The organism is Bradyrhizobium tropiciagri (assembly GCF_018130545.1).
GTDB classification, from domain to species: Bacteria; Pseudomonadota; Alphaproteobacteria; order Rhizobiales; family Xanthobacteraceae; genus Bradyrhizobium; species Bradyrhizobium tropiciagri_A.
This window is the reverse complement of sequence record NZ_JAFCKF010000006.1, coordinates 191,618-218,527: the sequence shown is the minus strand read 5'-3', so window position 1 is coordinate 218,527 and position 26,910 is coordinate 191,618. Positions and strand designations below refer to the sequence as shown.

Sequence of the window (26,910 nt, the reverse complement as noted above, 5' to 3'; positions counted from 1 at the left end):
TTCACGGCGCTCTAAATCGATTTAGCGTCTTGACAGTGCACGGCATTTTCACGGAAATGGGTTTCCGCAAGAGCCCGGATCCCACTTTCGATGATCAAATCCGAACTTGTTCAGCGTATCGCCGAGCACAACCCGCACCTCTATCAGCGGGATGTCGAGAATATTGTGAATGCGATTCTCGATGAAATCGTCGCGGCGCTGGCGCGTGGCGACCGTGTCGAGTTGCGCGGTTTCGGCGCATTCTCGGTGAAGCATCGCCCGGCGCGCGCCGGCCGCAATCCGCGTACCGGCGAGCATGTGCCGGTCGATCAGAAGAGCGTGCCGTTCTTCAAGACCGGCAAGGAAATGCGCGAGCGCCTCAATCGCGACGAGGCCGAGGCGGGAGCCTCCAAGGTCGACGCACCCAAAGCCGACGCTTAGAAGGCTGATGCTTAGGGCTGACGCCTAGCGAGCGAGATCAGGCGTTGCCGTGCTGCGGGCGATCGGCCCGCTACTTTCTCCATCGCTGCGAGAGATGGTCATGCGAAAGTTCTTCACGGCAGTGGTCGTCATTCCGCTCGGACTGATCTTCGTCATCTTTGCCGTCGCCAACCGTCACTGGGTGACGGTGTCGTTTGATCCCTTCAACTCTGTGACGCCGACGATTGCGGTCACACTGCCGCTGTTCGTCGTCATCATCGCCTCCGCGATCCTGGGTGTGATCGCGGGCGGCATCGCGACCTGGTTCAGGCAGGGGCGCTGGCGCCGCGCCGCCCGACAGCACGAGGCGGACGCCCGCCAGGTCCGCACCGAGCTCGCCGACCTCAGGGCCGCCGCCCGGGACGACGCGCAGCGCCGTCCGGCCCCGGCACAGCTCGGCTTTTACGGGCCCAATGGGCGAGACAAGCAGGGCGCGACGTTGTAGAACCCGCCCCGTCGGACTTGGGTCAACCCCGGTTCCGGACGCCCGAAAACCCGTTTTGAAGACCCGTTTCGAGACCATGCCCCTGCTCGTCAAAATCTGCGGCCTGTCCACGCGCGAGACGCTCGACGTCGCGCTCGAGGGCGGCGCGGACATGGTGGGGTTCGTGTTCTTTCCCCCGTCGCCGCGCCATATCAGCCTCGAGACCGCGCGCGAGCTCGGCAGCCGCGCCAAGGGCCGTGCCGTCAAGGTCGCGCTGACCGTCGACGCCGACGACGCGACCATCGAGAACATCATCGAGACGCTGCGGCCGGATATCCTGCAATTGCACGGCAAGGAGACCACGGCGCGGCTGCGCGACCTCAAGCAGAAATTCGACCTGCCGCTGATGAAGGCGCTGCCGGTCGAGACGTCGGCCGACCTTGCGCCGCTGCCGGGCTATGCCGGCGTCGCTGACCGCATCCTGTTCGATGCCCGCGCGCCGAAGGATGCGACGCGGCCGGGCGGTCTCGGCGCGCCGTTCGATTGGCACTTGCTGGAACATCTCGATCTCGCGCTGCCCTACATGGTCTCCGGCGGGCTCAATGCCGGTAACGTCGCTGAAGCCGTCCGGGTCACCCGCGCCGGCGGGGTCGACGTCTCGTCGGGTGTCGAGCGCACGCCCGGCGTCAAGGATCCCGAGCTGATCCGCGCCTTCATCCGCGCCGCACGCGCAACTCAGGAACTGATGGTTCGATGAATCAAAACCTGCCCAATTCCTTCCGCAGCGGTCCCGACGAGCGCGGGCATTTCGGCATTTTCGGCGGCCGCTTCGTCGCGGAAACGCTGATGCCGCTGATCCTCGATCTCGAAAAGGCCTATGCCGACGCCAAGGCCGATCCGGCGTTCCAGGCCGAGATGAATGTCTATCTGAAGGATTATGTCGGCCGGCCTTCGCCGCTGTATTTCGCCGAGCGGCTCACCGAGCATCTCGGCGGCGCCAAGATCTATCTGAAGCGCGAGGAGCTCAACCACACCGGCTCGCACAAGGTCAACAACGTGCTCGGCCAGATCATGGTCGCGCGCCGCATGGGCAAGAAGCGCATCATCGCCGAGACCGGCGCCGGCCAGCACGGCGTCGCGACGGCGACGCTGTGCGCGCGGTTCGGGCTCGAATGCGTGGTCTATATGGGTGCGGTCGACGTCGAGCGGCAGCAGCCGAACGTGATCCGCATGGAAATGCTCGGTGCCAAGGTGGTGCCGGTGCAGTCAGGCGCGCGCACGCTAAAGGACGCGATGAACGACGCGCTGCGCGATTGGGTCACCAACGTGCACAACACCTTCTATTGCATCGGCACGGTCGCGGGCCCGCACCCCTATCCGATGATGGTGCGCGATTTCCAGTCGATCATCGGCCACGAGACGCGCACGCAGATGCAGGAGGCCGAGGGCCGCCTGCCGGACTCGCTGATCGCCTGCATCGGCGGCGGCTCCAATGCGATGGGCCTGTTCCACCCGTTCCTTGATGATCCCTCCGTCGAGATCTTCGGCGTCGAGGCGGCAGGCCATGGATTGACGCAGCTGCATGCTGCTTCGCTCGCCGGCGGCCGCCCCGGCGTACTGCACGGCAATCGCACCTACCTGCTGATGGATGCCGACGGCCAGATCGAGGAAGCGCATTCGATCTCCGCCGGCCTCGACTATCCCGGCATCGGCCCCGAACACGCCTGGCTGCATGAGACCGGCCGCGTCAAGTATCTCTCGGCGACCGACGAGGAGGCGCTGGCCGCATTCCAGCTGCTGTCGCGGCTCGAAGGCATCATCCCCGCGCTGGAATCCGCGCACGCGATCGCGAAATTGTCCGAGCTCGCACCGCAGCGGCCGAAGGATCATCTGATGGTGGTCAACCTCTCGGGCCGTGGCGACAAGGACGTGCCGCAGGTCGGCGACATCTTGAAGGCGAGGCAGAAGTGACCACTCGTATCGACGCACGTTTCGCCGAGCTGAAGCAGCAGGGCCGCTCTGCTTTCGTCACCTTCGTGATGGCCGGCGACCCCGACGCCAAGACCTCGCTTGATATCCTCAAGGCGCTGCCGAAGGCCGGTGCCGATGTCATCGAGATCGGCATGCCGTTCACCGATCCGATGGCCGACGGCCCGTCGATCCAGGCTGCCGGCTTGCGCGCGCTCAAGGGCGGCATGACCTTGCGCAAGACGCTGGCGATGGTCCGCGACTTCCGCAAGGAGGACAACGCCACGCCGATCGTGCTGATGGGCTATTACAATCCGATCTACATCTACGGCGTCGACAGCTTCCTGGCCGATGCCAAGACCGCCGGCGTCGACGGGTTGATCATCGTCGACCTGCCCCCGGAGGAAGACACCGAACTCTGCATCCCCGCGATGAAGGCCGGGCTGAACTTCATCCGGTTGGCGACGCCGACCACCGACGACAAGCGGCTGCCGGCGGTGCTCGCCAACACCTCGGGCTTTGTCTATTACGTCTCGATCACCGGCATCACCGGCGCCGCGGCGGCCGATTCGACCGCGGTTGCGGAAGCCGTCGCCCGCATCAAGCGGCACACCAAGCTCCCGGTCTGCGTCGGCTTCGGCATCCGTACTCCGGAGACGGCGCGGGCGATCGCCGAAAGCGCCAATGGCGCGGTGGTCGGTACCGCGATCGTCGATGCGGTGCGTGCCAATCTCGATGCCGAGGGCCGCGCGACGCCGAAGACCGTGAGCGCGGTGGCGGACCTGGTGTCCGCCTTGGCCCAGGGGGTCCGGGGCGCCAAGCAGGCCGCTGAATAAGCCACATTTTGCGGCAACAAGGCCGCCAATGGCGGCTTGCCGGGTTCGCCCGGCCCGCCATATATCCAGCTGGTGCGGGACCGACCCGCATTTCGGAGCGAACCATGAACTGGCTCACCAACGTCGTCCGGCCGAAGATCCGCAACATCCTGCGGCGCGAGACGCCGGAGAATCTCTGGATCAAGTGCCCGGATTCCGGGCAGCTCGTGTTCTACAAGGACGTCGAGGCCAACCAGTTCGTGATCCCCGGCTCGAACTACCACATGCGCATGGGCGCGGTGGCGCGGCTGAAGTCGATCTTCGACAACGAGACCTGGTTCGACGTCGCGCTGCCCGAGGTGACGGCCGATCCGCTGAAATTCCGCGATGAGCGCAAATATGTCGACCGCATCAAGGATGCCCGTGCCAAGACCGGGCTGAACGACGCGGTCAAGGTCGGTTACGGCAAGCTCGAGGGCGCCGGCGTCGTGGTCGCGGTGCAGGATTTCGATTTCATGGGCGGCTCGCTCGGCATGGCCGCCGGTGAGGCGCTGGTGCGCGGGCTCGAGCTCGCGGTCGAGAAGAAGTCGCCCTTCATCGTGTTCGCCGCATCCGGCGGCGCGCGGATGCAGGAAGGCATCCTGTCGCTGATGCAGATGCCGCGCACCACCGTCGGCGTGCAGATGCTGCGCGAGGCGAAGCAGCCCTACATCGTCGTGCTGACCAATCCGACCACCGGTGGCGTCACCGCGTCCTATGCGATGCTCGGCGACATCCAGATCGCTGAACCCGGTGCACTGATCGGCTTTGCCGGCGCGCGCGTGATCGAGCAGACCATCCGCGAGAAGCTGCCGGAAGGCTTCCAGCGCGCCGAATATCTGCGCGAGCACGGCATGGTCGACATGGTCGTGCACCGCCATGAGATGAAGGCGACGTTGGCGCGGCTGTGCCGCCTGCTGACCAAGGCGCCGGCGCTGGAAACCGCATCGAAGCCCACGACGCCGGTCACCGAGCCGGCCCAGATCGTCACGGCGCCTGAGACGGTGCCCGCCGCGCCGCACGCGTGACCGCAAGCGCCGCCCCATCGCAAGCCTCGTTCGAGGCGTTGATCGCGCGGATATCGGCGCTGCATCCCAAGCGCATCGATCTCAGCCTCGATCGCATGCGCGGCCTGATGGAGCGGCTCGATCATCCCGAGCGCAAGCTGCCGCCGGTGATCCATGTCGCCGGCACCAACGGCAAGGGCTCGACGGTTGCCTATCTGCGCGCGATCCTCGAAGCCTCAGGCCTGCGCGTGCACGTCTTCACCTCGCCTTACCTGGTGCGGATCAACGAATGCTACCGGCTCGGCGCCACAGGCGGCGGCAAGCTGGTCGGCGACGACGAGCTGCGCGCGACATTCGAGGATTGCGAGCGCATCAACGCCGGCAATCCCATAACCATCTTCGAGATGGAAACGGCGGTTGCGTTCTGCCTGTTCGCAAAGCATCCGGCCGACGTCGCGGTGCTCGAGGTCGGCCTCGGCGGCCGGCTGGATTCCACCAATGTGGTGGAGACGCCGCTCGCTTCGGTGATCACGCCGGTCAGCATGGATCACATGGAATTTCTCGGCGACAATCTGGCGGCGATCGCCGGCGAGAAGGCCGCGATCATCAAGCGCAAGGTGCCGGTGGTGTGTGCCGAACAGGCGCCGGATGCGATGGCCGTGGTCGAGGCGGAGGCGAACCGCATGCGCGCGCCGCTGCATGCCGCCGGCCAGCAATGGCATGTCGGCGTCGAACGCGGCAGGCTGGTCTATCAGGACGAGCGCGGCCTGCTCGATCTCGCCGCGCCAAAGCTGTTCGGCCGGCACCAGTTCGACAATGCCGGCCTTGCGATTGCGACGCTGCGCGCGATCGATACGTTCAAGCTCAACATCGCAGCCTTCGAGGCCGGCATCGTCAATGCGGAATGGCCGGCGCGAATGCAGCGGCTGGTCTCGGGCAGCCTGGTCTGCCAGGGCCCGCAGGGCTCCGAGGTCTGGCTCGATGGCGGTCACAATGCCGAGGGTGGCCGCGTTGCCGCCGCGGCGCTCGGCGATCTCGAGGAGCGGGTGTCGCGGCCGCTCGTCGTGATCGCGGGCATGATGGCCAACAAGGATGCCAATGCCTTCCTCGCCAATTTTGCCGGGCTGACGCGACACATCATCGCGGTCCCGGTGCCCGGCCGCGACAACGGCATGGCGCCGGACAAACTCGCCGAGGCCGCGCGTGCGCTCGGCATGCGGGTCGAGATCGCAAGTGGTGTCGACACCGCGCTGCAGCGGCTGGCGACGCTGGCCTACGAGGTGCCGCCGCGCATCCTGATCACGGGCTCGCTGTACCTTGCCGGCCCAGTGCTTGCGGCCAACGGCACGCCTCCTGCATAAATAGCCTCGCGTCCCGGATGCGGTGCGCATGAGGGAGGACGAGACATCATGCGCTTTGCTGCGATCGCCGACATCCACGGCAACCATCTCGCACTTGAAGCCGTGCTGTCCGACATCCGTGCCCAGGGCATTTCCGACATCGTCGATCTCGGCGACATGGTGAGCGGGCCGCTCGACGCCCGGCCGACGATCGATATGCTGATGGCGCTCGATGCAGTCCATCTGCTCGGCAATCACGATCGCTATCTGATCGACCGCCCGCATGAGAAAATGGGCTCCTGGGAACGGCTGACCTATACCCAGCTCGAGCCGCGTCATCTCGACTGGCTGCGTACGCTGCCGGCGAACTCAGTTTATCGCGACGCGGTTTTCCTCTGTCACGCCACGCCACAGGACGACGAGACCTACTGGCTCGACACGGTGCTGCCGGGCGGCGAAGTCTGCATATCGGCGCTGGAATCGATCGAGGCGAGGGCCGCAGGCATCGCGCAATCGCTGATCCTCTGCGCACACACGCACACCGCGCGGGCGGTGCGGCTTCGCGACGGAAGGCTGATCGTCAATCCTGGCAGCGTCGGCTCGCCCGGCTATCGTGCGGGCAAGCCGTATCCGCATGTCGTCGAGGCCGGTTCGCCCGACGCGCGCTACGCGATCCTCGAACAGGTTGGTGGCGACTGGGACGTCACCTTCCGCCACATCCCGTACGACCACGAAGCGATGGCGGCGCTGGCGCGGCAGCACGGCCAGGCCGAGCTCGCCTCGGCGCTGGCCACGGGATGGATCAGGTAAAACAAAACGGCCGGCATGACGCCGGCCGTTCCGCAAATCAGCTAATTCAAACCGGATCAGACCGCAGCGGTGATCCACTGCTGCAGCTTGGCCTTCGGCGCGGCGCCGACCTGACGGGAGGCCATCTCGCCGCCCTTGAAGATCATCAGGGTCGGGATCGACATCACGCCATACTTCGACGCCGTCTTCGGGCTCTCGTCGACGTTGAGCTTCACGATCTTGACCTTGTCGCCCATCGCGCCGGAAATCTCATCGAGAGCGGGCGCGATCATGCGGCAGGGGCCGCACCATTCGGCCCAGAAGTCGACGACCACCGGCCCGGTCGCCTTGAGCACTTCGGCTTCGAAATCGGCGTCAGAAACCTTGCCAACGGCCATGTGAGTACCTCGTTCGGTTGGGACAAAAGGGCGCGGTTGAGAATCGCGCCCGGGAGCATGGGGCAAACGTATGAATGCCCCCTTGCCGGGTCAAGCTCGCTCACGCCGACATGACCTTATGCCAGCCCGGCGTCCAGCGCGGGGGCCGAAATCTCCATCATTTCAGGGGTTTCGGTCCAGAGCAGAGCGGCGTGGATGATCCTTTGGGGATAAAGTTTTGCCAGCACCGCACGGTACAGCGCGAGCTGCCGGACATAGCCCTTGGGGGCCTCGGCGGCGGACTTTGGCGGGGCGTGGTTGGTCTTGAAATCGACGATCAGGACCTCGTTCGGCGTCACCACCAGCCGGTCGATCTGGCCCGAGACCAGCGCCTTCGGCCGGCCCGGCCGCTCCAGCCGACCCACGATCGAAACCTCGGCACGGCTGCCGGGGGCAAATACCGGCGCGAAGCGCAGATCGACGGTGAGGGCAACCACCTGCCGAGCCAGCGCCGCGCGCTCTTCCTCGCTCCAGCCATCGGCGTTACGGGCAAGATAGCCAAGCGCCGCGCCGAGCCGTCGTTCCACCGCGACGTCGGGCAGCGATTGCAGCAGGCGATGAACCAGCGTGCCGCGTTGCAGGGCGCGGGCGCGCAGCAGCACCGATTCGCCGGTGCGTATCTTGTGGCTGTCGTCGTCAGCCGGATCGGACGGGCGCAACATGCCCGGGGCGACGGCTTCGGGGGCGGCATCGGCACGCAGCCAGGACGGCAGTACGATCGGCGTCGCAGCCGGTGACGCCGCAGCGCCGGTGAGATCAGCAGCGTCATCCGGCCGCGAATAGCGCATCACCTTGCCGGCCGGCGTCTCGATCTCCTCGAGCTTGAGCCCGGCATTGGCGAGCCCCTTGGTGATCAGATCGTACCAGGAGGATTTCCGCACCGTGTTCATGTTGCCGGGCATGCAGCCGCCGACGATCAGCCGGTCGGCGGCGCGGGTCATCGCGACATAGAGCAGGCGGCGATATTCGTCCTCGGTATCGCCGAGCATCGCCTTGCGCGCATCGGCGACGCCGGGCGGGTCCTCGGCCTTCTTGCCGGCCCACACCACGACGCCGGGCGCGTTCGGCGCGGCATTGCCCTGCCGCAGATGGATCAGCCGCAGCCGCTGGGTGTCCGACGGCGAGGTCGTGGTGTCGACCAGGAACACGACCGACGCCTCGAGGCCCTTGGCGCCGTGCACGGTCATCACGCGGACCTCGTCGCGCGAGATCTCCATGTCGCGCTTCACCTCGGTGTCGGCGGCGCGCAGCCAGGCGATGAAGCCTTGCAGCGAGGCTGGCGCCTTCCGCTCATAGCCCAGCGCAAGCTCGAGGAATTCGTCGAGTGCGTCGTTGGCCTCGTGGCCGAGCCGGCGCAGCATGCGCGCGCGCCCGCCATCGCCGCCGAGCAGCCAGGCGTAGAACGCGAACGGCGTCTCCTGGGTGAAGCGGCGCTCGCAGTCTTCGAGGCGGCGCAGCGCGGCCGCGAATCGCTCATCGCCCGGCGCCTGCGCGGTCAATGCCTCGCGCAGCGCGCCGCGGCGCTGGTAGGCCAGCTTGAACAAATCGTCGTCGTCGAGGCCGAACAGCGGGCTCTTCAGCGCCACCGCGAGCGCGAGGTCGTCCTGCGGCAGCAGCAGCGCGTCGGCGAGGTTCATCAGGTCGATGATCGCGATGTGCTCGGTCAGCTTGAGCCGGTCGGCGCCGGCGACGGGGATGTTGGCGTGCTTCAGCGCCTGGATCACCGCGTCGAACGCATTGCCGCGCCGCCGCACCAGGATCAGCATGTCGCCATAGCGCAACGGCCGCCGTCCGCCGGCACTGCCGGTCATGGTGCCGCTGGTGACGAGGTGCTTGATCTCGGCCTGGATACGCCGCGCCAGCTTGACCTCGGGGCTGGTCACCGAGACGCCGTCGAACGGCGCCCGCCAGCCCTCGATGTCCTGGCGGTCGTCGGCAACCGCGAGATCCCACAGTTCGATCAGGCTGGGGCCGGCATCGGCCATCGCGTTGTGGATCGGATAGCCGTTCTCGACCGCGTGGATGCTGCGGAAGATCTCCTGCTCGCGGAACACATGGTCGACCGAGTGCAGGATCACCGGCCCGGAGCGGAACGAATAGGTGAACGACACCGGATCGAATTTCAGCCCGGCTTCCTCAAACCGCCGCTTCAGCTCGCGGCGGCGCAGGTCGAATTCGCGCGGAGCAGCGCCCTGGAACGAGAAGATCGACTGCTTCTCGTCACCGACCGCGAACACGGTGCGCACCAGGCCGTCGCGCGCACCGGCGCCGGAGGTGAATTCCGAGATGATGTGGGCGACGATGTCCCATTGCCGCGGGCTGGTGTCCTGCGCCTCGTCGATCAGCACGTGATCGACGCCGCGGTCGAGCTTGTAATGCACCCAGCCCGAGGAGACGCGGTCGAGCATCGCCAGCGTCTTGTCGATCAGATCGTCATAGTCGAGCAGGCCGCGTTCCAGCTTCTCGCGCCGATAATGTGCAGCCGCCGCGGTCGCGATATGGATCAGCGCCTCGGTGCGGTCGCGCGCCACCACGGCGCGGCGACGCTCGATCAGGGGACCGAGACGGTCGATCTCGGCTTCGAACCGGTGGCCCGCGACGGAGTTCTTCTTGATGAAATTGTTGGTGACGATTGAGGCGCGCGGCGCGCGCTCATCGGTCAGGAACACGCCGAGATATTCCTCGACTTGCGCTGCCCCGGTAAAGGTCAGCGCGCTGCGCAGCCGCTCGGCCTGCTTCTGATCCGCCTTGCTGCTGGTATCGAGCAGCGTGGCCGTCTCCTTCCAGCTCGACCGCGGCAGGTTCGGCCCGTCGACGATCTCGCGCTCGACATCCTCGATGCAAATGTCGGCGGAAACGCCTAGCGCGGTCGACATCTGTGCCGCGGCGGCCGCGGCGCTGCCGGCGGCGTCGGTCCAGGCCATGAAATGGTCGCGGCTGAGGCAGGCTTCGCGCACCACCTCCTTGAAAGTGACGTCGGCGGCATTTGCCATCGCCGTCCGCAGCGCGCGGCCGATCGGACTGTCGGGAATCCGCGACGCCTCGAGGAACACCGCGAGGTTGGCGCGCTCCATCATCTCGTTCTGGTCGCGGTCGTCGAGCACCGCGAACCGCGCCGGCACATTGGCCTCGAACGGAAACTGCTGCAGCAGGCGGGTGCACAGCGCGTGGATGGTCTGCACCTTCAACCCGCCAGGCGTCTCCAGCGCGCACGCGAAGAGCTTGCGCGCCTCGCGCCGGAGCGAGGCGGAGGGATGCGGGATGCCCGCCTCGCGGATCGCGGCATCGAGCCCGGAATCGTCGAGCGTCACCCAGTGGCCCAGCGTCGTGAACACGCGCTCGGCCATGTTTGCCGCGGCGGCCTTGGTGAAGGTGATGCAGAGGATTTTCTCCGGCGGCACGCCTGAGAGCAGCAGGCGGATCACGCGCTGCACCAGCACATGGGTCTTGCCCGAGCCGGCATTGGCCGACACGAAGGTCGATGCCTTCGGATCGGACGCGCGCGCCTGCGCGTCGCGCACCGCTGAGGGAATTGGACGGGGCGCCTTCACCATTCCTCGATCCCCAGGCCGCCGGCGGCGGACCACTCCTTGATCCGCGCGAGATCGTCATAGGCGCCGTAGCGGTTCGCCCACATCGAGAGGTTCAGCGATGTGTAGGCCTGCTGCTCGTCGTCGAAGGCGCGGATCAGGGCTTCCAGCTTGCGCCGGGCGCTGTCGGCGGCTTCATCGGGCGGCTGCGGCGTGTCGTTGGTCTTGATCTTCAATTCCAGCGAACGCTGCTCCCCCGGCGGGTTGTTGCCACTCAGCCTGACGTAGACGAGGTCGCCGACGGAGGAGTCCGCGGGAATCTCGGCAAAGCCGCCTTCGCGCAGGATCGCGGCTTCCAGTGTCAGCTGCGGCGACAGGCCCATGCGCACCTGCTTGCCGGTCGGCGGCTGGCCGGTCTTGTAGTCGAGGATCGCGAAGCTGCCGTCGTCGCGCCGCTCGATGCGGTCGGCGCGCGCCGAGAGGGTGAAGGTCCTGGCATCGTCGAGCGGAATGCCGATCTCGCCGCGGATCTCGGCCTTGATTGCGGCGATGCTGCCGCGCCGCGCCTGTTCCCATTCGGCAAACCATGCCGCGATGCGCTGGAAGCGCGGCCACCACAGCGCGCGGGCCTCGGGCCGCTCCATCAGCGGCGCGAAATGCTTGGCACCGATGTCGCGCAGCGCGCTCTTGATGTCGTCAGGCAGCGCGTCGGCGTAAGTTTGTGTGAATTCGCCGAGCGACTCATGGATCGCCGAGCCGCGATCGGCCGCCGACAGCGGCATGTCGACGGGATCGAGCGGATCGAGCTTGAGGATATAGCGCGCATAGATCGTGTAGGGATCGCGCAGCCAGTCCTCGATCGCGGTCACTGACATTTTGAGCGGCCGCGCCTCGCGCGGTGGCCGCGGCTCCGGCTGCGGGATCGGCTCGACCTTGTCGGGCCGGTCGAGCTCGGCGGCATATTGCACGTAAGTTTCGCCGGCCGACGTCGCGGTCTTCCAGCGCGCTTCGCCCGCGACCGCTTCGAGCCGATGCAGGAAACGCGAGGCGACCGCCGGCGCACCGCCGACTTTTGCGGCGTGGGTCAGGATCACCTCGTCATGGCCGAGCAGCTGCGCGAAGTCGTGCGCGGACAGGCCGATGCGCCGCTCCGGAAGATCGAGCCCGAGTTCATGCCGCATCGGCCGGCTCAGCCATGGGTCGACCCGCGGCGCTGGCGGCCAGACGCCCTCGACCAGGCCGCCGAGGATGATGCGATCGGATTCGGTGAGACGGGCTTCGAGCGAGCCGTAGATGTTGAGCTGCGCCCGCGCTGATTCCGGCCGCCGCACCATGCGGTCGGCGAACGCCGTCTGGAACACCTCGGGATAATCTGACAGCGGGGTCATCAGCCCGCTCGGCTGCTGCTTGGCCAGCAGCTCGTCGAAGGCGGACGCGAGCGACGCCCCGGCGCGCTCCTCGAATGCGATGGCGACGCCGTTCTCGTCGGAGGACAGCGCGATCAGCGCCTCACGATGACGCGCGGCCAGCTCGGCGAAATCATACGGCTTTGACGACGCCATGCCTTCCAGCGGCGCCAGCGCTGCCTGCAATTTGGCGATCAGGTCCTGCGCCTGGTTGAGCTCGTTGTCGCGCAGCCGGGCGCGTGGCTCCATTTTATGCAGCGACGAGGTCTCGCCGCCATGCAGCTTGACCAGCTCGGCGCGGAAGCGGGCGAAGTCGCGCGCGAGGCCGCTGGTTCCGGCTTGCGGCCTCGTGCCGCGCAGCAGCGCGATCTCCAGCACCTCGGTCGCACGCTTCAGTGCGCCATGCGCGCCGCCGAGCCGGAACAGCGGATGCTTGAGCAGCGCGAGCAAGGTCGGCGGCTCCAGCCCGTTGGCCGCGGCCTCCGCCGCGAGACGGGCGAAGACGCCGGCCGGCGTTTCGATCAGCGCATCGCCGCCGGAATCGTCGAACTCGAGCTTCCATCGCGTCAATGATGCCATCACGCGGCGCGCCAGCGCGCGGTCCGGCGTCACCAGCGCGGCCGACTTGCCGAGATGCCGCGCCTCGCGCATCGCGACCGCAATCGCCAGCGCCTCCATCTCCGGATTGGGCGCCTCGACCACCGTGAGATTGTTCATCCCGGCGGAAATCCGCGCCACGATCTCCGGCCGTTCCAGCCGGTCGTGCCATTGTGCCGTGGCGGTCGAGGGACGCATCGTCTCCGACACCAGCACCTCGCGCCCCTGCGGCGTAGGCTCGGCGAGGCTCTCGACATCGCGACGCTTGATGCCGAAACGGTCGAGCAGCGCGTGCATCGCGAATTGCGGATGGTTCGACGAGGGCGGCGTCGTGAACCGGCCGTCGTCGCCGCGCTCGCCGCCGATCGTGTCCCAGCTGTCTTCGTCGAGATCGATGTCGAGCCCGGGCAGCACCACCGCGCCGTTCGGAAGCTTCGCCACCGCGTGCAGGAATTTTGCCGTCGCCGGCATCGAGCCGGTCGAGCCGGCTGCGATCACGGGACCTGCGTGATGCGCAGTCAGCCGCGCGGCTTCCGCCTCGATCAGCTGATCGCGGCGCGCCGCGGGTTCGATGCGCCCGATCTCCTTGAGGTAATTCGGCCAGGCGTCGCGCGCGATGCGCAGGAAATCGAGCGAGTGCTGCCAGTATTTGTCGAGCTGATCCGGCACCAGGCGGTCGAGTGCGCGCCAGTCGACGCCGCGCGTCACCATGTCGTCCATCAACCGCGCCAGATCGCCGGCGAGCTGCAAGGTCGAGGCCGGCCCGCCGACCACCAGCGGCGCCGATACCGGCGTCTTCGCCCAGGCCGCGACCAGATGCGCCAGGGTCAGCCGGCGTTCGAGTTCGCCGAGCCGTGGCGGAATCTCCAGCGGCGCGGCGCCGCCGACGTCGTCGCCCTGGTCGGCGAAGGCGAGTTCGTCCTCGTCGATCTCGCCGAGCGCGACGATGCGCGGCAGCACCGCGGCGTCGGAATCGAGCACATCGAGGAAGATTTCGCGCGCCAGCCGTCCGGCGCGGCGGGTCGGCAAATAGAGCGTGGCGTTGGCGAGCTTTGCCGGATCGTTGCGTGCCTCGAATCCCGCGACCAGCCGGCCATCGACCAGCGCCGAGATGACGGTGCGCAGGAACGGCGCAGAAACGGGAACGCTGAAAACGCGCATGGGCTGCCTGATTCGATCAGGCGCCAATATAGGGAGCGGCGGCTATCGTTAGCCACCCCCTCAAGCTCACTGCGTTCACTATCGCAATCGGGTGACGCAGCGATCGACGGCATCCAGGAACCAGCGCAGCGCCGGATCCTCAGCAGCACGGCTGGTATGGATCAGGTCGATCGCGAACGCTGGAATGTCGATCGGCGGCATCACCACGGCAACATCGGCGAGATGCGTAAAGCGGCGAGCGACGCGCTCCGCCATCGTGGCGATGAGATCGGTGCCCGTGACCGCGAACGGAACGGCCACCACATGCGCAAGCGTCACGGCAACTCGCCGCTTCAGCCCATGCCGCGCCAACAGCCCGTCGATCACGCTCGGCAGGCCATCGCCGCCGGCCGCCGAGAACAGCGCATGCGGCAGGGCGGCATAGTCTTGCAGGCTCAGGCGTTCCGACTGATTGGCGCGCGCGGCGTCGCGGATGCAGACGAAGCGCTCTTCGAACAGCCGGTGCCGAACGCAGCGTGGCGACACCGGCAGATGGCCGCCGATCAGCGCATCGAGTTCGCCGCGCTCGAGTTTTGCCAGCGCCGTCGTCGTGTCAGTCAGCGGGCGCACGGCGAGGTCGATGCCCGGCGCTTCCATGCGCAGCAGGCGGGTCAGTTCCGGCACCAGGACCAGATCGCCATAGTCGGTCGCGGCGACGGTGACGCGCCGTCGCGCGGTGACGGGATCGAAGCCCTGATCGGGCGCCAGTGCGCCTCTGATCTGCCGCAACGCCTCGCCGATCGGCCCGGCCAGCGCCAGTGCCTTTTCGGTCGGCTGCATGCCCGCGCCGGCGCGCAGGAACAGTTCGTCGGCAAACAGCGCGCGCAGCCGCCGCAGCGCGCTGCTCATCGACGGTTGGGCCAGGCCAATGCGCTCGGCCGCGCGGGTGACGTGGCGCTCCTCCATCAGCGCCTCGAAGGCGACCAGCAGATTGAGATCGACGGCGGCTAAATTCATCGTAGCAATAATGATTATAGAAATAATCGATTTCAACAATGATTTGTCCAGTCCTATGCTGCCCGTCAGGACATGGCGATGAGACCCGACGATTTGGCGCGATCATTGGAAAGGCTGGTGCCCCGGGGGCCCACCTTGTTGATCATCGGCGTGCTGGCCGGACTGGCTTTCCCTGCCCTGGCCGACGGCGCGCGCCCGCTGATGGCCGCGGCGATCTTCGTTCTGGTGCTCGGCACCTTTCTCCAGATTGAGGGCGACGCGTTCCGGCGCGCATTGCGACGGCCGCTGGTCTGGCTGCTGCTGCCGGCGCTGGCCATGCTGGCCTGTCCACTGGCGGTCGGTTTCGCCGCGCGCGGCGCCGGACTTCGCGCCGAACTGATCGTCGCGCTGGTGCTGTCGGTGTGCGCGCCGCCGTCGAGCGGCACCGCGGCGGTGGCCCGCATGCTCGGCTTCGACGCCACCATTCCGCTGGCCGTGACCTTGCTGTCGATGGCGCTAGCGCCGGTCACGGTGCCGCTGATCGCTGCGGGATTTGCCGGTCTCACGCTCGATCCGCTGGCGCTTGCCGTGCGGCTGGCGCTGCTGGTCGGCGGCGCCGGTGCGGTGGCCTTGCTGCTGCGCCGTCAGGCCGCTGCACAATTGGCGCGGCATGCGCGCAGCATCGACGCCCTCGTGCTCGCCTCGCTGTTGCTGTTTGCGATTGCGACCATGGCCGGGGTGCGCGCGCAGATCGAGACGCAGCCGATCGCCGCGGCGACCTGCATCGGGCTTGCCTTCGCCTGCAATCTCGCGCTGCAAGCGCTTGGCGCGCTGCTCACGCCGGGCAATCTTGCCGCGCGGCTGACCAGCGGTCTCGTGCTCGGCAACCGCAATGTCGGGTTGGTCTGGTCGGCGATGGGCGCGGCGGTGTCGCCGATGACGGCGCTGTTCTTCGCGGCCACCCAGTTTCCCATCTATATGACGCCGCGCCTGATCGAGCTGCTGGTCCGGCACGCGCGCAAGGAGAAAGCCTCATCATGAGCGAGACCACCCTGACCGAACACCTCGCCGTCCGTTTCGCCCGCATCGCGCTCGGCCATGTCGGCCGCGAATATCCCAACAAGCCGGATCACGTGCTGGCGGGGCCGCAGGATGCGCGCACGCCGCGCGAGCTGCATCCGGTGTTCTTCGGCAGCTACGACTGGCATTCCTGCGTCCACAGCTACTGGATGCTCGCCCGGCTGTTGCGCCGTTATCCGGCATCCGAAGTGGCGGATGATATTCGTGCGCTGTTCGACGCGCAGTTCGTTGCGGAGAAGGTTGCCGCCGAATGCGCTTATCTCGCAGCCCCGACGGCACGCGGTTTCAAGCGGCCCTATGGTTGGGGCTGGCTGTTGAAGCTTGCGGCGGAGCTCTCATCGCTCGACGAGATGCGATGGCGCGATCGGATCGCGCCGCTCGCCGAAATCTTCGCGCAGCGCTTTCGCGATTTCCTGCCGCTCGCCACCTATCCGGTACGGGTCGGCACGCACTTCAACACCGCGTTCGGTCTGCGCATGGCCGCCGACTATGCCGAGGCGACGCAGGACGATGCGTTCAGCGCACTGCTGCGCGAGACGGCGCTGCGCTGGTACGGCGCCGATCAGGATTGTCCCGCCTGGGGCGAGCCGAGCGGCGACGACTTCCAGTCCTCGGCATTGATCGAAGCGGAGTGCATGCGCCGGCTGCTGTCGCCCGGCGACTTCCTGCCGTGGTTCGACCGCTTCCTGCCGCGGCTCGCGCAACACGAACCCGCAACCCTGTTCCGGCCGGCCACGGTGACCGATCGATCGGACGGCAAGCTCGCGCATCTCGATGGGCTCAATCTCAGCCGCGCATGGTGCTGGCGCGCACTGGCCGGTGCGTTGCCGGAAGCTGATGCGCGGCGTGCGATCCTACTTGATGCCGCGCGTCGCCATCTCGACGCCGGCCTGCCGCATATCGCCAGCGACTATATGGGGGAACACTGGCTGGCGAGCTTTGCGGTGCTCGCGATCGACGCCGAGGGCTGACGACGGCGCCGCTTACGCGACGCTTTCCAGGTAGGCCTCTTCCGCGGCCAAGATCGCGTCGGGGGTGCCGACATGCATCCAGACGCCATCGAGGCGCAGGCCGAACAGCCGTTCCTGCTCGTTGGCGCGGTCGAACATCTTGGTCAGCGAGAACTCGCCGGCCGGAGCGTCCGCGAACAGCGACGGCGACATGATCGCAGCACCGGCATAGACGAACGGCACCACCTGATTCTCTCGCCGCTTGCGCAGTGCGCCGTCCGGCAGCATCGAATAGTCGCCGCGGCCGCTATAGCCGATGCTCGAGGCGGTCGGCGCCATCAAGAGCAGGATATCCATCCGCTCGGGATCGAAGGCTTCCGCGAGCCGCCCCAGATTGGACCGCACGCCGTCGATCCACATCGTATCGGCATTGAGATGGAAGAACGGCGCATCGCCGAGCAGCGGCAGCGCCTTGACGACCGCGCCACCGGTGCCGAGCACCTGGTCGCGCTCATCGGAGATGATCACGCGCGGACGGCTGCGGGTCTTGACGTGTTCGATGATCTGGTCGGGCAGATAGTGCACGTTGACGACGGCCTCAACGACACCGGCGCCGGCGAGCTTGTCGAGCACATGGTCGAGCAGCGGCTGGCCGGCGACGCTGACCAGCGGCTTCGGCATCGTGTTGGTCAGCGGGCGCATGCGGACGCCGAGACCCGCAGCGAGCACCATGGCCTTATGGGGAGTGACGGGCATTTTCCGGATATTCTCGGTCATCATCTCTCATGCGCCGATCCTATCACGGCGATTCGGCAAGCACATCAATCAGACGCCATAGTCATAGGACATGACGGCCGTAAGACGGCAATAGTGACGACGATGGCCTAGACGTCGGCAGCTTGCGCGCCGCGTTTGGCTGTTTTCTTCTTCTTGTCGCCTTGTTTGAGGAAGTTGACGCCGATCTGGTCGCCATTGACCCACGCCAGCTCGCAGCGGCGATAGGCCAATCCTGTGGACGACAGCAGCAGAAAAAACTCCTTCAGGTTCAGGCCCTCGACCGAGCCGTCGACGGAGAGCTTGGCGCCCGTCTCCGACACGTCTTCCATGGTGCAGTCGCGCCGCCAGGTGCCGTCAATGCCCATCATGTGCGCGGCGATGCCGCGCTCAAACGTGACACGATCGCCCCTGCGTCGTTCCGTCCCCATCGTGTGGTCCCGCTCCCGATCCGGTCGCGCCAAGGATGTGGTGCGGCCTCGGCAAGCTTAGGGGACCCAAGGCTAATAAACGGCTAACAAGCCGTAAACTACGGTACCGGGGGAGGGACGTTGGCTGTGTACCAGATCCGGAAGCTGGTCAGCGCCGGATGCGCCAGCGACCGCTCCAGATAGGTCCAGATCCGCGGCTGATGCTTGAGATAGTGTGGCTTGCCGTCGCGGCGGTTGAGCCGCGCAAAAGTGCCAAGCAGGCGGGTGTTCCGCTGCGCCGACATGATCGCATAGAGCTCGGCGAACCCGGCCGGATCGAAGCGCTCGTCGGTGGCGCGCCGCGCCTTGATGTAGCGGGTCAAGAGCGCCAGTTCGAGCTGCTCGGGCACGTCGATCCGCGCGTCCTGCAGCAGCGACACCACATCGTAGGCCGCGGGGCCGAGCGTTGCGTCCTGGAAGTCGATGATGCCGACGCGCAGGATGCCGGTGCGCTCGGCCAGCCAGATGATGTTCGGCGAATGGAAGTCGCGGATCACCCAGGTCTGCGGTGCCGCGGCGGGCTTTTCCAGCAGGCCGCGCCACATGCCGAGGAAATCGGCACGAAGCTCCTCGCTCGGCTGTACGCCGCGGTCGGGCAGATACCATTCGAGCATCAGCCCGATCTCGATCAGCCAGGCGTCGATATCGAACACCGGGATTTCGTACGTCTCGTCTGCTGTCAGCGGCAGCGTGTCGGGCAGCGCCTCGCGATGCAGCGCCGCGAGCATGTCGACGGCGGCTTCGTAACGCTCGGCGATCGGTTGCGGCGGATCGCCCTCGATCACGCCTTCGGCGCCGAGATCCTCGGTGATGAGGAAGCCGGATTCCAGATCGGTGTGCCGGATCGCGGGCGCAGAGAAACCCTGCTTGCGCAGGCCGTTGCCGATCGCGACGAACGGCCTGACATCTTCGGCGAGATGCACCGCTGCGCTGTAGGGTCTGCCGTTATAGATCGCCGGGCCGTCGGGGCGGCGCGGCGAGTTCATCAGGATCACACTGCCGTCGTCGTTGCGCAGCCGCGCATAAGAGCGTGTCGAGGCATCGCCCGGCATCCGCTCACGCCGCGCGGTGAGGAAGCCGGAGCGCTCGAGGAACTGGCGCAGCTCGTTGAGCCGCGCGACCTTGGCCGCGGCCTTGCCGTGGCCGGTGATCTCGGCTGCGCGTGCGGCCGATCCGAGCGCCGGGCGGTGGCTGAACGCGATGTCGATGCGATCGGCGGGCATCGCGTCCGGCGCGCGTTCCGGCCATTCGATCAGCGCCACGATATCGTCGGGCAGCGGCGACAGCCCGATCTCCTCGAGCTCGCTGGCGTCGTTGATGCGGTAAAGATCAGCGTGAACCAGCGGAAACGACGGCAGCTCGTAGCTCTGCGCCAGCGTGAAGGTCGGGCTCGGTACTTCCAGCGTATCGTCGGTGGCGAGGTAGCGGATCAGCGCTCGCGCGGCCGCCGTCTTGCCGGCGCCGAGGTCGCCGGACAACGTGATGACGTCGCCGGCGCCGATCAGCAGCGCGAGGTCGGCCATCAGCTCTGACGTCGCGGTTTCGTTCGCGAGCGCCACCGAGAATGTCGAGGTCGCCGTCATTCGGCCGCGTTGCGATGTGCGGTCTGATCGATCGGGAAGTCGCAGGTCACGGTCGTGCCTTGGCCTACGGTCGAATCGACGCGCACCCGCCCGCCGTGCAGCTCGACGAAGGAGCGGACCAGCGACAGCCCGAGCCCGGCGCCGCGATGCCGCGAGCCATGGGAATGGCTCTCGAACCAGTTGAACACCTTGTCGCGCATCTCGGCCGGAATGCCGGGACCGGCATCGGTCACCGCGAACACCACGTTGTGCGCGGTGCGGTGGGCGCCGATCGTGACGGTGGCGTCATGCGGCGAGAAGCCGACCGCATTGGCGAGCAGATTGTAGAGCACCTGCACGACGCGCCGCTCGTCGCCGACGAAGGCGCCGATATTGGGCTCGATGTCGACCTTCAGCGTGATGCGGTCGGTCGCCAGTCGGTCCTGGATGCCTTCGGCGGCGGCCTCGATGGCCTGGCCGATATTGACCGGGCCGAGCTCGAGCTTCATCGCGCCGGCGTCGATGGTGGCGAGGTCGAGGATGTTGTTGGTCAGCGCCAGCAGCGCGTTGGTCGATTTGGTGACATAGTCGAGATATTCGGCCTGCTTCGGCGTCAGCGGCCCGGTCGAGGGATCGCTGAGGAAATGCGCGAAGCCGATGATGGTGGTGAGCGGCGCGCGCAGCTCGTAGGAGACGTGGTGGACGAAATCCACCTTCATCTGGTCGGCGGTTTCCAGCGCCTCGTTGCGCTCGCGCAGCGCCCGCTCGACATTCTCGGTGTCGGTGATGTCCTGGAACGCGAGCAAGGTCTTGCCGTCCGGCAGCGGGATGGTCATGCAGTTCAGCACGCTGCCATCCTTGCGCTCGAGCTTGAGCGCGACCTGGGCACGGTTCTCGATCGCGGTGATCTGCTCGCGCAGCGTCCGCCAGGTCAGCGCGTCGTCGAACAGCGGCCGGCACAGCGCTTCCACCGCCTCGATATGCGGCTCGCCCTGCAACGCGTCGGCCGGCAGCTTCCACATCTTGGCGAACGGCGGATTGAACAATTCGGCGCGGCCATTGCTGCCGAACACCGCGACCGCTTCGCTGAGATTGTCGAGGGTCTCGCGCTGCACCCGGGTCAGGCGGTCATAGCGGCGCGCGAGGTCGAGACTCTCGGTGACGTTGTCGAACAGATAGGTGACGCCGCCCTCGAGGTTCGGCGTGGTGACGACGTGGATGGCGCGGCCGTCGGGCAGGAACCAGGTGTAGGCCTCGGATTCGACCGCGCGGTAGGCCTCGTGCAGCTTGGCCTTCCAGGCGCGGAAGTCCGGCTGCTCGGGCAGCTTGCGGTTGGCGCGCAGCCGGTCGAGGACGCTGGAATCATCCGGGTTGCTGTCGAGGAAGGCCTGGTCGAGGCCCCACAGCCGCCGATAGGACTCATTGTAGAAGGTGAGCCGGCGGTCGGCGTCGAACACCGCGACGCCCGAGGATAATTGGTCGAGGGTGCGCCGGTGCGCTTCGAGCATCCGCGCGATCGCCGCGCGCAGCGCCGCGGCTTCGCTGGCGTCGATCGCGATCCCGGCGCTGCCGCCGGAAAGCTTCAGCGCCTGGACGTCGTAGATCCGTCGCTCGCCGCTGACCACGATCGGCAGCCGCGCGGCATAATTGGCGTTGTCGTTCAGCGCGCGGGTCAATTCGGTGCGCTGGTCGCTTTCGAGCAGTTCGAGATTGCGCTGCAGCGCATCCGACACGCTCTTGCCCTCGGTGGCGCGGACATAGGCCGCGTTGGCATAGCGCAGATTGCCCTCGAGACTCTTGGCCCAGATCGGCCATGGGGCTGCGGCTGCGAAGTCGCGCAGCAGCTCGGTCTCTTCCTGCAGCGTCTTGTAGCGCAGGTTGGATTCGGCAAGCTCGCGGCGCAGGCCGCCGAGCTCGCGGATCCGCACGATGGCCTGTCCCCCGATCGCGCGGCCCATCGCCTCGATGGCACGGCCGGCCGAGGTCGAGAGGTTGAGCAGGAACGCCTCGCCCTTCTCGCGCAGCGCGTCGACGGCGTGGTCCATCTGCAGCGCCGGCTCCGGCGGCAGCCAGGTTCCGAAGGCAAGGACGCGCTGCGGCGAACTGTCCTGCGACATCACCAGCGAGATGTCGCCCGAGATCTGCGGCCGGTTGTCGCCCGCGGCCCAGGAGATCAGGACCTGCGGCTCGACGAACAGCAGCGCGCGCAGCCGATCCGATTGCGCCTGCAGGTCCGATATCTCGGACTGCAGTTGTTCCTCGTTGCGGGTCGCGCGCAGCCGGGTGCGCATCAACAGGATCGCGGCGACGGCGGAGAAGCCGACCAGCGCGAACGACGTCGCGAGAACCGCGACCTCCTGGTGATTGAAGCCGAGATGATCCGACATCGCCTGGGCAACCAGGCCTTCGGCGGCAAACGAGGCGCGGGCCGGCAGCAATGCTGACATGGCGAGCCCAATCATGCCGTCGCGCGCCAGTGAGGTGCATGACAGCAGGGTTCGACGCATTGCCGCGACTACGCCCGACATATGTTGCCCCAGAACGCACAAACCTTAAGACATGATCCGGAAAAGAGGAGACCGGTGTTCCCTCACGGCAAACGTTTCGCGTTTGTCCGTGGATCATGCCCAAGCAGGACCCGACAGCCCGACGAAGACCCCCCGTCGCGCTCGAATCAATCCAGAATAGTCCCAACGGGACTCGGCGAGTAAGAGTCCAGACCGTGAACGCAGAATCCGCTGTGAAAAAATGCGGCCGGTGCTGTGGATTTTACGCGAATTGACTCCGTATTCACGCGGGAGTGCGTTCGAAGCGTGATCTGCCGGAGCCGTCCGCACACTTCGCGCGCTAGCGTCCGGTCGAGCCGAAGCCGCCGCTGCCACGCTCGGTCGACGACAGCACGTCGACCGGAACCAGCTCGGCCCTTGTGACCGGCGCGATCACCATCTGCGCGATGCGCTCGCCGCGCCGGATCGAGAACACCTCCTGGCCGTGATTGATCAGCAGCACGTTGATCTCGCCGCGATAGTCGGCGTCGATCGTGCCGGGCGAGTTCAGCACTGTGATGCCGTGCTTGGCGGCGAGCCCGGAGCGCGGCCGCACCTGCGCCTCATAGCCCGGCGGCAGTGCGATCGTCAGCCCGGTCGGAACCATCTCGTAGCGGCCCGGCAGCAGCAGCAGCGGCGCCGACCGCGGCACCGCGGCCAGGAGGTCGAGCCCGGCGGCGCCATCGGTCTGGTAGATCGGCAGCAACAGATCTGCGCCATGCGGCAATTGGTGGACTTCAACCTTGATGGTGGCGCTCACGATGCGGTTCCTACTTCTCTTGCGATCCGCGACACCAGCGCAGTCGCGACTTCTTCCTTGGTCATGACAGGCCATGAGTCGACGGTGACGTCCTTGCCCTCGCGCGAGAGCAAATGGACGGTGTTGCGGTCGCCGCCCATCACGCCGGTCGCCGGGGAGACGTCGTTGGCGACGATCCAGTCGCAGCCCTTGCGCGCGAACTTGGCCTTGGCGTTCTCGATCAGATGCTCGGTCTCGGCGGCAAAGCCGATCACCAGCGGCGGCCGCTTCTCCTTCAGCTTGGCGATCGTCGCAAGGATGTCGGGGTTCTCGACCAGCTGCAGCGGTGGCATCCCGGCCGCGGTCTTCTTCAATTTCTGGCTGCCCTCGGTGGCGACCCGCCAGTCGGCGACCGCGGCGGCAAAGATCGCGACGTCGACCGGCAGCGCGGCCTCGACCCGGTGCAGCATGTCGCGCGCGGATTCCACGCGCATCACCGAGATGCCCTGGGGATCGGCGAGATCGACCGGCCCGGTCACCAGCACCACGTCGGCGCCGGCGGCGCGCGCCGCGGCAGCGATAGCAAAGCCCTGCTTGCCCGACGAGCGGTTGGCGATGTAGCGGACCGGATCGATCGCCTCATGGGTCGGGCCGGCGGTGATCAGCACCCGCTTGCCAGCGAGCGGGCGCGGTTGCGGCGGTCGCAGCATGCGGTCGGCGGCGGCGGCGATCTCGACGGCCTCGGCCATCCGCCCGACCCCGGCCTCGCCGGCTTCCGCCATCTCGCCCGCATTGGGGCCGACGGTGTGGACGCCGTCGCGGCGGAGCTGCAGCACATTGCGGCGGGTGGCCGGGTTGTTCCACATCAGCGGGTTCATCGCCGGCGCCAGCAGGATGGGCCGGTTGGCCGCCAACAGCGTGGCGGTGGCAAGGTCGTCGGCATGGCCCTGCGCCATCTTGGCCATCAGGTCGGCGGTCGCCGGCGCCACCACGATCAGGTCGCAGTCCCGCGCCAGCCGGATATGGCCGGCGTCGAACTCGCTCTCGGCGTCGAACAGGTCGGTATAAACGCGCTCATGCGACAGCGCGCTGGCAGCCAGCGGGGTCACGAACTGCTGGGCCGCCTTGGTCAGCACACAGCGGACCTGGATGTGCCGCTCCTTGAGCCGCCGGATCAGATCCAGCGCCTTGTAGGCCGCGATCCCGCCCCCGATGATCAGGGTCACCTTGGGCTCGCCGGCCGCGCTGGCGGCCCGTGGCGCAGGGGCTGCAGCCGTGACGGAACCCGATTTGGGCGCCTCCGTGGGCTCCGCGCCGCCCTCTGCGAGGTCCCGGAGGATCACCCGGATCTCCTCTTCGACCGAGCGCCCGTTTTTGGCGGAGCGCAGCCGCAGATAGGCCTTCAGTGCGTCGTCGAGTTTGCGGATGGTCAGGCTGGCCATGGCGTGCCCTCGGGCATCATGCTCAAATGTGATAGCGATGCTATCACATGATGCATGCATTGCAATCAGTGCGCGCGGATGGCGAAGAAGATTGCGATCAGGGCGGCGGCAATGACCCAGAGGCCGACGGTCTGGACCCGCGCCTTGCGGGCCTCGGCGCGGGCCATTTCGTCGATCGAGTCCGACGACAGCATGTGGCCTTCCCGGGTCATGGTCTCCAGCTGCTCGAGCACCGTCACGGCGCGGTTGGCGATCGACGGCAAATTGGCGAGGATGCGGCCGAGCTCGCCCGCGCCCGAGATCGCACCCTGGATCCGTCCGGCCGGCCCGAGATTGTGCGTGATCCATTCGCGCACCACGGGGTCGGCGATCTTCCAGATGTCGAGCTTCGGGTCGAAGCCGCGCGCCACGCCCTCGACCACCACCATGGTCTTCTGCAACAGGATCAGTTCAGGCCGCGTCTGCATGTCGAACAGGCCGGTGACCTCGAGCAGAAGCGTCAACAGCTTCGCCATCGAGATTTCCTCGGCGGTGCGGTTGTGGATCGGTTCGCCGATGGCGCGGATCGCTTGCGCGAAATTCTCCACCGAATGGTGGCCCGGCACATAGCCGGCCTCGAAATGCACCTCGGCGACGCGGCGATAATCGCGGGTGATGAAGCCGAGCAGGATCTCGGCCAGGAAGCGCCGTTCCTTCAGCCCGAGCCGGCCCATGATGCCGAAATCCACCGCAACGAGCCGGCCTGCCTCGTCGAGGAACAGATTGCCCGGATGCATGTCGGCATGGAAGAAGCCGTCACGCAGCGCGTGGCGCAGGAAGCTCTGGATCACCTTGCGGCCGAGATCAGGCAGGTCGACCTGCGCCTGCGCGAGCCGCGCGTGATCGTTCAGCGCGATGCCGTCGATCCATTCCATGGTCAGCACGCTGTGCGCGGTGCGATCCCAATCCACCGTGGGCACGCGAAAATCCGGATCGTCGCGCGTGTTCTCGGCCATCTCCGACAGCGCGGCCGCTTCCAGCCGCAGGTCCATCTCCATCGCGACCGAGCGCGACATCGTGTTGATGACCTCGATCAGGCGCAGGCGCCGCGCCTCGGCGGAATGCGCCTCCGCCTTGTGCGCGACAAAGAAGAAGTCGCTGAGGTCGCGGCGAAAGCGCGCGGCGACGTTGGGCCGGAGCACCTTGACCGCAACCTGCTGGCGCACGCCGTCGCGCTCGATCTCGGCGCGATGCACCTGCGCGATCGAGGCGGCGGCAACCGCAGGGCCCAGATGCACGAAGGCCTGCGATACCGGCCGTTCCAGCGATTGCGTGATGACGGTCTCGGCTTCCTCCTGCGCGAACGGCGGCAGCCGGTCCTGCAGGCTTTCGAGATCGCGCGCCATCGCGACGCCCACCACGTCGGGGCGGGTGGCGAGGAATTGCCCGAGCTTGAGATAGGCCGGTCCGAGCCGGGTCAGCGCGCGCGACAGCCGCGGACCGGACTTGGCGGTGCGGCGCTCGACCAGCCGCGCCAGCTTCAGCGCGAGCTGCCCGGGCGGCGGCACCAGCGCGGGATCGACGACGCCGAACACGCCTTCGCGCGCAAACACGAAACCGGCGCGGGCAAGCCGCGCGATGTGGGTCAGTGCAGAGATCACAAACGCCAGCCCGAATGCAGCGCCACGATGCCGCCGGAGAGGCTCTGCCACTTCACGCGCGCAAAGCCGGCGGCGCCGATCATCTCGGCGAACGCGTTCGGCCGCGGGAATTTGCGGATCGACTCGACGAGATATTGGTAGGACTCGGCGTCACCGGTGACGGCGCGACCGAGCGGCGGGATCACTTTGAAGGAGAACAGATCGTAGATCTTGTCGAGGCCAGGCACGTCGACGGTGGAGAATTCCAGGCACAAAAAGCGGCTGCCGGGCTTGAGCACGCGATAGGCCTCGCGCAGCGCCAGCTCGATCTGCGGCACGTTGCGGATGCCGAATGCGATGGTGTAGGCGTCGAACGAACGGTCGGCGAAGCCCAGCGTCTCGGCATTGCCCTCGACGAACGACACGCGGTCATCGAGATGCTGTCTGGTGGCGCGCTCGCGGCCGACGGCGAGCATGTCGGTATTGATGTCGCAGACCGTGGCATGGAAACCGGTGCCGGCGGCCTTGGCGGCCCGGAACGAGATGTCGCCGGTGCCGCCGGCGACGTCGAGCAGCGCAAACGGCCGGTCGCCCTTCGGCGGGTCGAGCGTCGTGATCATGACGTCCTTCCAGGCCCGGTGCAGCCCGACCGACATCAGATCGTTCATCAAATCGTAGCGCGACGCCACGCTGTGAAACACGTCGTTCACCAGCGTCTGCTTCTCGCCCAGGGGCACGTCCCTGAAGCCGAAATGGGTGGTTTGATCCGGCCGATCCATCA

At 67.1% G+C, this 26,910-nt stretch carries 22 protein-coding genes; 10 read left to right on the top strand and 12 right to left on the bottom strand.

Translation table 11 applies throughout. The features are described from left to right. Window positions 1-90: 90 nt before the first annotated feature. From JQ616_RS26140 to JQ616_RS26105, 8 genes are all read left to right on the top strand, one after another. Entirely contained in the window at window positions 91-420 is a 330-nt protein-coding gene (locus JQ616_RS26140) for an integration host factor subunit beta (protein ID WP_212019537.1), read from the top strand. Between the two features lie 100 nt (window positions 421-520). Next, complete coding sequence (locus JQ616_RS26135) at window positions 521-904, top strand: LapA family protein (protein WP_212019535.1); 384 nt, start codon at window positions 521-523, stop codon at window positions 902-904. Between the two features lie 76 nt (window positions 905-980). Next, a complete protein-coding gene (locus JQ616_RS26130; RefSeq protein ID WP_212019533.1) occupies window positions 981-1,640 on the top strand; it encodes a phosphoribosylanthranilate isomerase in 660 nt (219 codons plus the stop codon). Then, window positions 1,637-2,854, top strand: coding sequence for a tryptophan synthase subunit beta (gene trpB, locus JQ616_RS26125; protein WP_092120781.1), 1,218 nt, complete (start codon window positions 1,637-1,639; stop codon window positions 2,852-2,854). Before JQ616_RS26130 ends, trpB begins: the two co-directional genes overlap by 4 nt. Beyond that, entirely contained in the window at window positions 2,851-3,687 is an 837-nt protein-coding gene (gene trpA, locus JQ616_RS26120; protein WP_212019531.1) for a tryptophan synthase subunit alpha, read from the top strand. The genes trpB and trpA overlap by 4 nt, the downstream gene beginning before the upstream one ends. A 104-nt stretch (window positions 3,688-3,791) precedes the next feature. Then, window positions 3,792-4,733, top strand: coding sequence for an acetyl-CoA carboxylase, carboxyltransferase subunit beta (gene accD / locus JQ616_RS26115; RefSeq protein ID WP_212019529.1), 942 nt, complete (start codon window positions 3,792-3,794; stop codon window positions 4,731-4,733). A 95-nt stretch (window positions 4,734-4,828) separates the two neighbouring features. Then, the gene (locus JQ616_RS26110) at window positions 4,829-6,073 is read left to right on the top strand and encodes a bifunctional folylpolyglutamate synthase/dihydrofolate synthase (RefSeq protein ID WP_249137326.1); all 1,245 of its coding nucleotides are present in this window, start codon (window positions 4,829-4,831) and stop codon (window positions 6,071-6,073) included. 48 nt (window positions 6,074-6,121) lie between these two features. Continuing rightward, complete coding sequence (locus tag JQ616_RS26105) at window positions 6,122-6,862, top strand: metallophosphoesterase family protein (protein ID WP_212019525.1); 741 nt, start codon at window positions 6,122-6,124, stop codon at window positions 6,860-6,862. A 56-nt stretch (window positions 6,863-6,918) separates the two neighbouring features. Here the strand turns inward: JQ616_RS26105 and trxA are convergent, their stop codons facing one another. From trxA to JQ616_RS26085, 4 genes are all read right to left on the bottom strand, one after another. After that, a complete protein-coding gene (gene trxA, locus JQ616_RS26100) occupies window positions 6,919-7,239 on the bottom strand; it encodes a thioredoxin (RefSeq protein WP_016847387.1) in 321 nt (106 codons plus the stop codon). Window positions 7,240-7,355: 116 nt separating this feature from the next. Next, entirely contained in the window at window positions 7,356-10,832 is a 3,477-nt protein-coding gene (addA, locus tag JQ616_RS26095) for a double-strand break repair helicase AddA (protein WP_212019524.1), read from the bottom strand. Next, window positions 10,826-13,972, bottom strand: coding sequence for a double-strand break repair protein AddB (addB, locus tag JQ616_RS26090; protein ID WP_212019521.1), 3,147 nt, complete (start codon window positions 13,970-13,972; stop codon window positions 10,826-10,828). The genes addA and addB overlap by 7 nt, the downstream gene beginning before the upstream one ends. A 78-nt stretch (window positions 13,973-14,050) precedes the next feature. Further along, window positions 14,051-14,968: a LysR family transcriptional regulator gene (locus JQ616_RS26085; RefSeq protein WP_212019519.1), complete on the bottom strand. Its 918-nt coding sequence runs from the start codon at window positions 14,966-14,968 to the stop codon at window positions 14,051-14,053. Between the two features lie 117 nt (window positions 14,969-15,085). Between JQ616_RS26085 and JQ616_RS26080 the strand changes: the two genes are divergently transcribed. Then, window positions 15,086-15,988, top strand: coding sequence for a hypothetical protein (locus JQ616_RS26080; RefSeq protein ID WP_212019517.1), 903 nt, complete (start codon window positions 15,086-15,088; stop codon window positions 15,986-15,988). After that, window positions 15,985-16,998 carry a DUF2891 domain-containing protein gene (locus JQ616_RS26075; RefSeq protein ID WP_212019515.1) on the top strand — a complete coding sequence of 338 codons (1,014 nt, stop codon included), beginning with the start codon at window positions 15,985-15,987 and terminating at the stop codon, window positions 16,996-16,998. The genes JQ616_RS26080 and JQ616_RS26075 overlap by 4 nt, the downstream gene beginning before the upstream one ends. Window positions 16,999-17,010: 12 nt before the next feature. Here the strand turns inward: JQ616_RS26075 and JQ616_RS26070 are convergent, their stop codons facing one another. The 8 genes from JQ616_RS26070 to ubiE form a co-directional block, all read right to left on the bottom strand. After that, window positions 17,011-17,733, bottom strand: coding sequence for a nucleotidyltransferase family protein (locus JQ616_RS26070; protein ID WP_212019513.1), 723 nt, complete (start codon window positions 17,731-17,733; stop codon window positions 17,011-17,013). A gap of 128 nt (window positions 17,734-17,861) precedes the next feature. After that, a complete protein-coding gene (locus JQ616_RS26065; RefSeq protein ID WP_176534653.1) occupies window positions 17,862-18,182 on the bottom strand; it encodes a PilZ domain-containing protein in 321 nt (106 codons plus the stop codon). A gap of 98 nt (window positions 18,183-18,280) precedes the next feature. Then, window positions 18,281-19,804 (bottom strand): tRNA (adenosine(37)-N6)-threonylcarbamoyltransferase complex ATPase subunit type 1 TsaE, encoded by a 1,524-nt coding sequence (gene tsaE, locus JQ616_RS26060; RefSeq protein WP_212019511.1) that lies wholly within the window; start codon window positions 19,802-19,804, stop codon window positions 18,281-18,283. Then, window positions 19,801-22,311, bottom strand: coding sequence for a sensor histidine kinase (locus JQ616_RS26055; RefSeq protein ID WP_212019509.1), 2,511 nt, complete (start codon window positions 22,309-22,311; stop codon window positions 19,801-19,803). The genes tsaE and JQ616_RS26055 overlap by 4 nt, the downstream gene beginning before the upstream one ends. Window positions 22,312-22,630: 319 nt before the next feature. Continuing rightward, on the bottom strand, window positions 22,631-23,089 hold the full coding sequence (dut, locus tag JQ616_RS26050) for a dUTP diphosphatase (RefSeq protein ID WP_212019507.1): 459 nt from the start codon (window positions 23,087-23,089) through the stop codon (window positions 22,631-22,633). Further along, a complete protein-coding gene (coaBC, locus tag JQ616_RS26045) occupies window positions 23,086-24,510 on the bottom strand; it encodes a bifunctional phosphopantothenoylcysteine decarboxylase/phosphopantothenate--cysteine ligase CoaBC (protein ID WP_212019505.1) in 1,425 nt (474 codons plus the stop codon). Before coaBC ends, dut begins: the two co-directional genes overlap by 4 nt. A gap of 65 nt (window positions 24,511-24,575) precedes the next feature. Continuing rightward, window positions 24,576-26,150, bottom strand: a complete 1,575-nt coding sequence (ubiB, locus tag JQ616_RS26040) for a 2-polyprenylphenol 6-hydroxylase (protein WP_212019503.1) — start codon at window positions 26,148-26,150, stop codon at window positions 24,576-24,578. After that, on the bottom strand, window positions 26,147-26,908 hold the full coding sequence (ubiE, locus tag JQ616_RS26035; protein ID WP_212019501.1) for a bifunctional demethylmenaquinone methyltransferase/2-methoxy-6-polyprenyl-1,4-benzoquinol methylase UbiE: 762 nt from the start codon (window positions 26,906-26,908) through the stop codon (window positions 26,147-26,149). The genes ubiB and ubiE overlap by 4 nt, the downstream gene beginning before the upstream one ends. Between the last annotated feature and the right edge of the window lie 2 nt (window positions 26,909-26,910).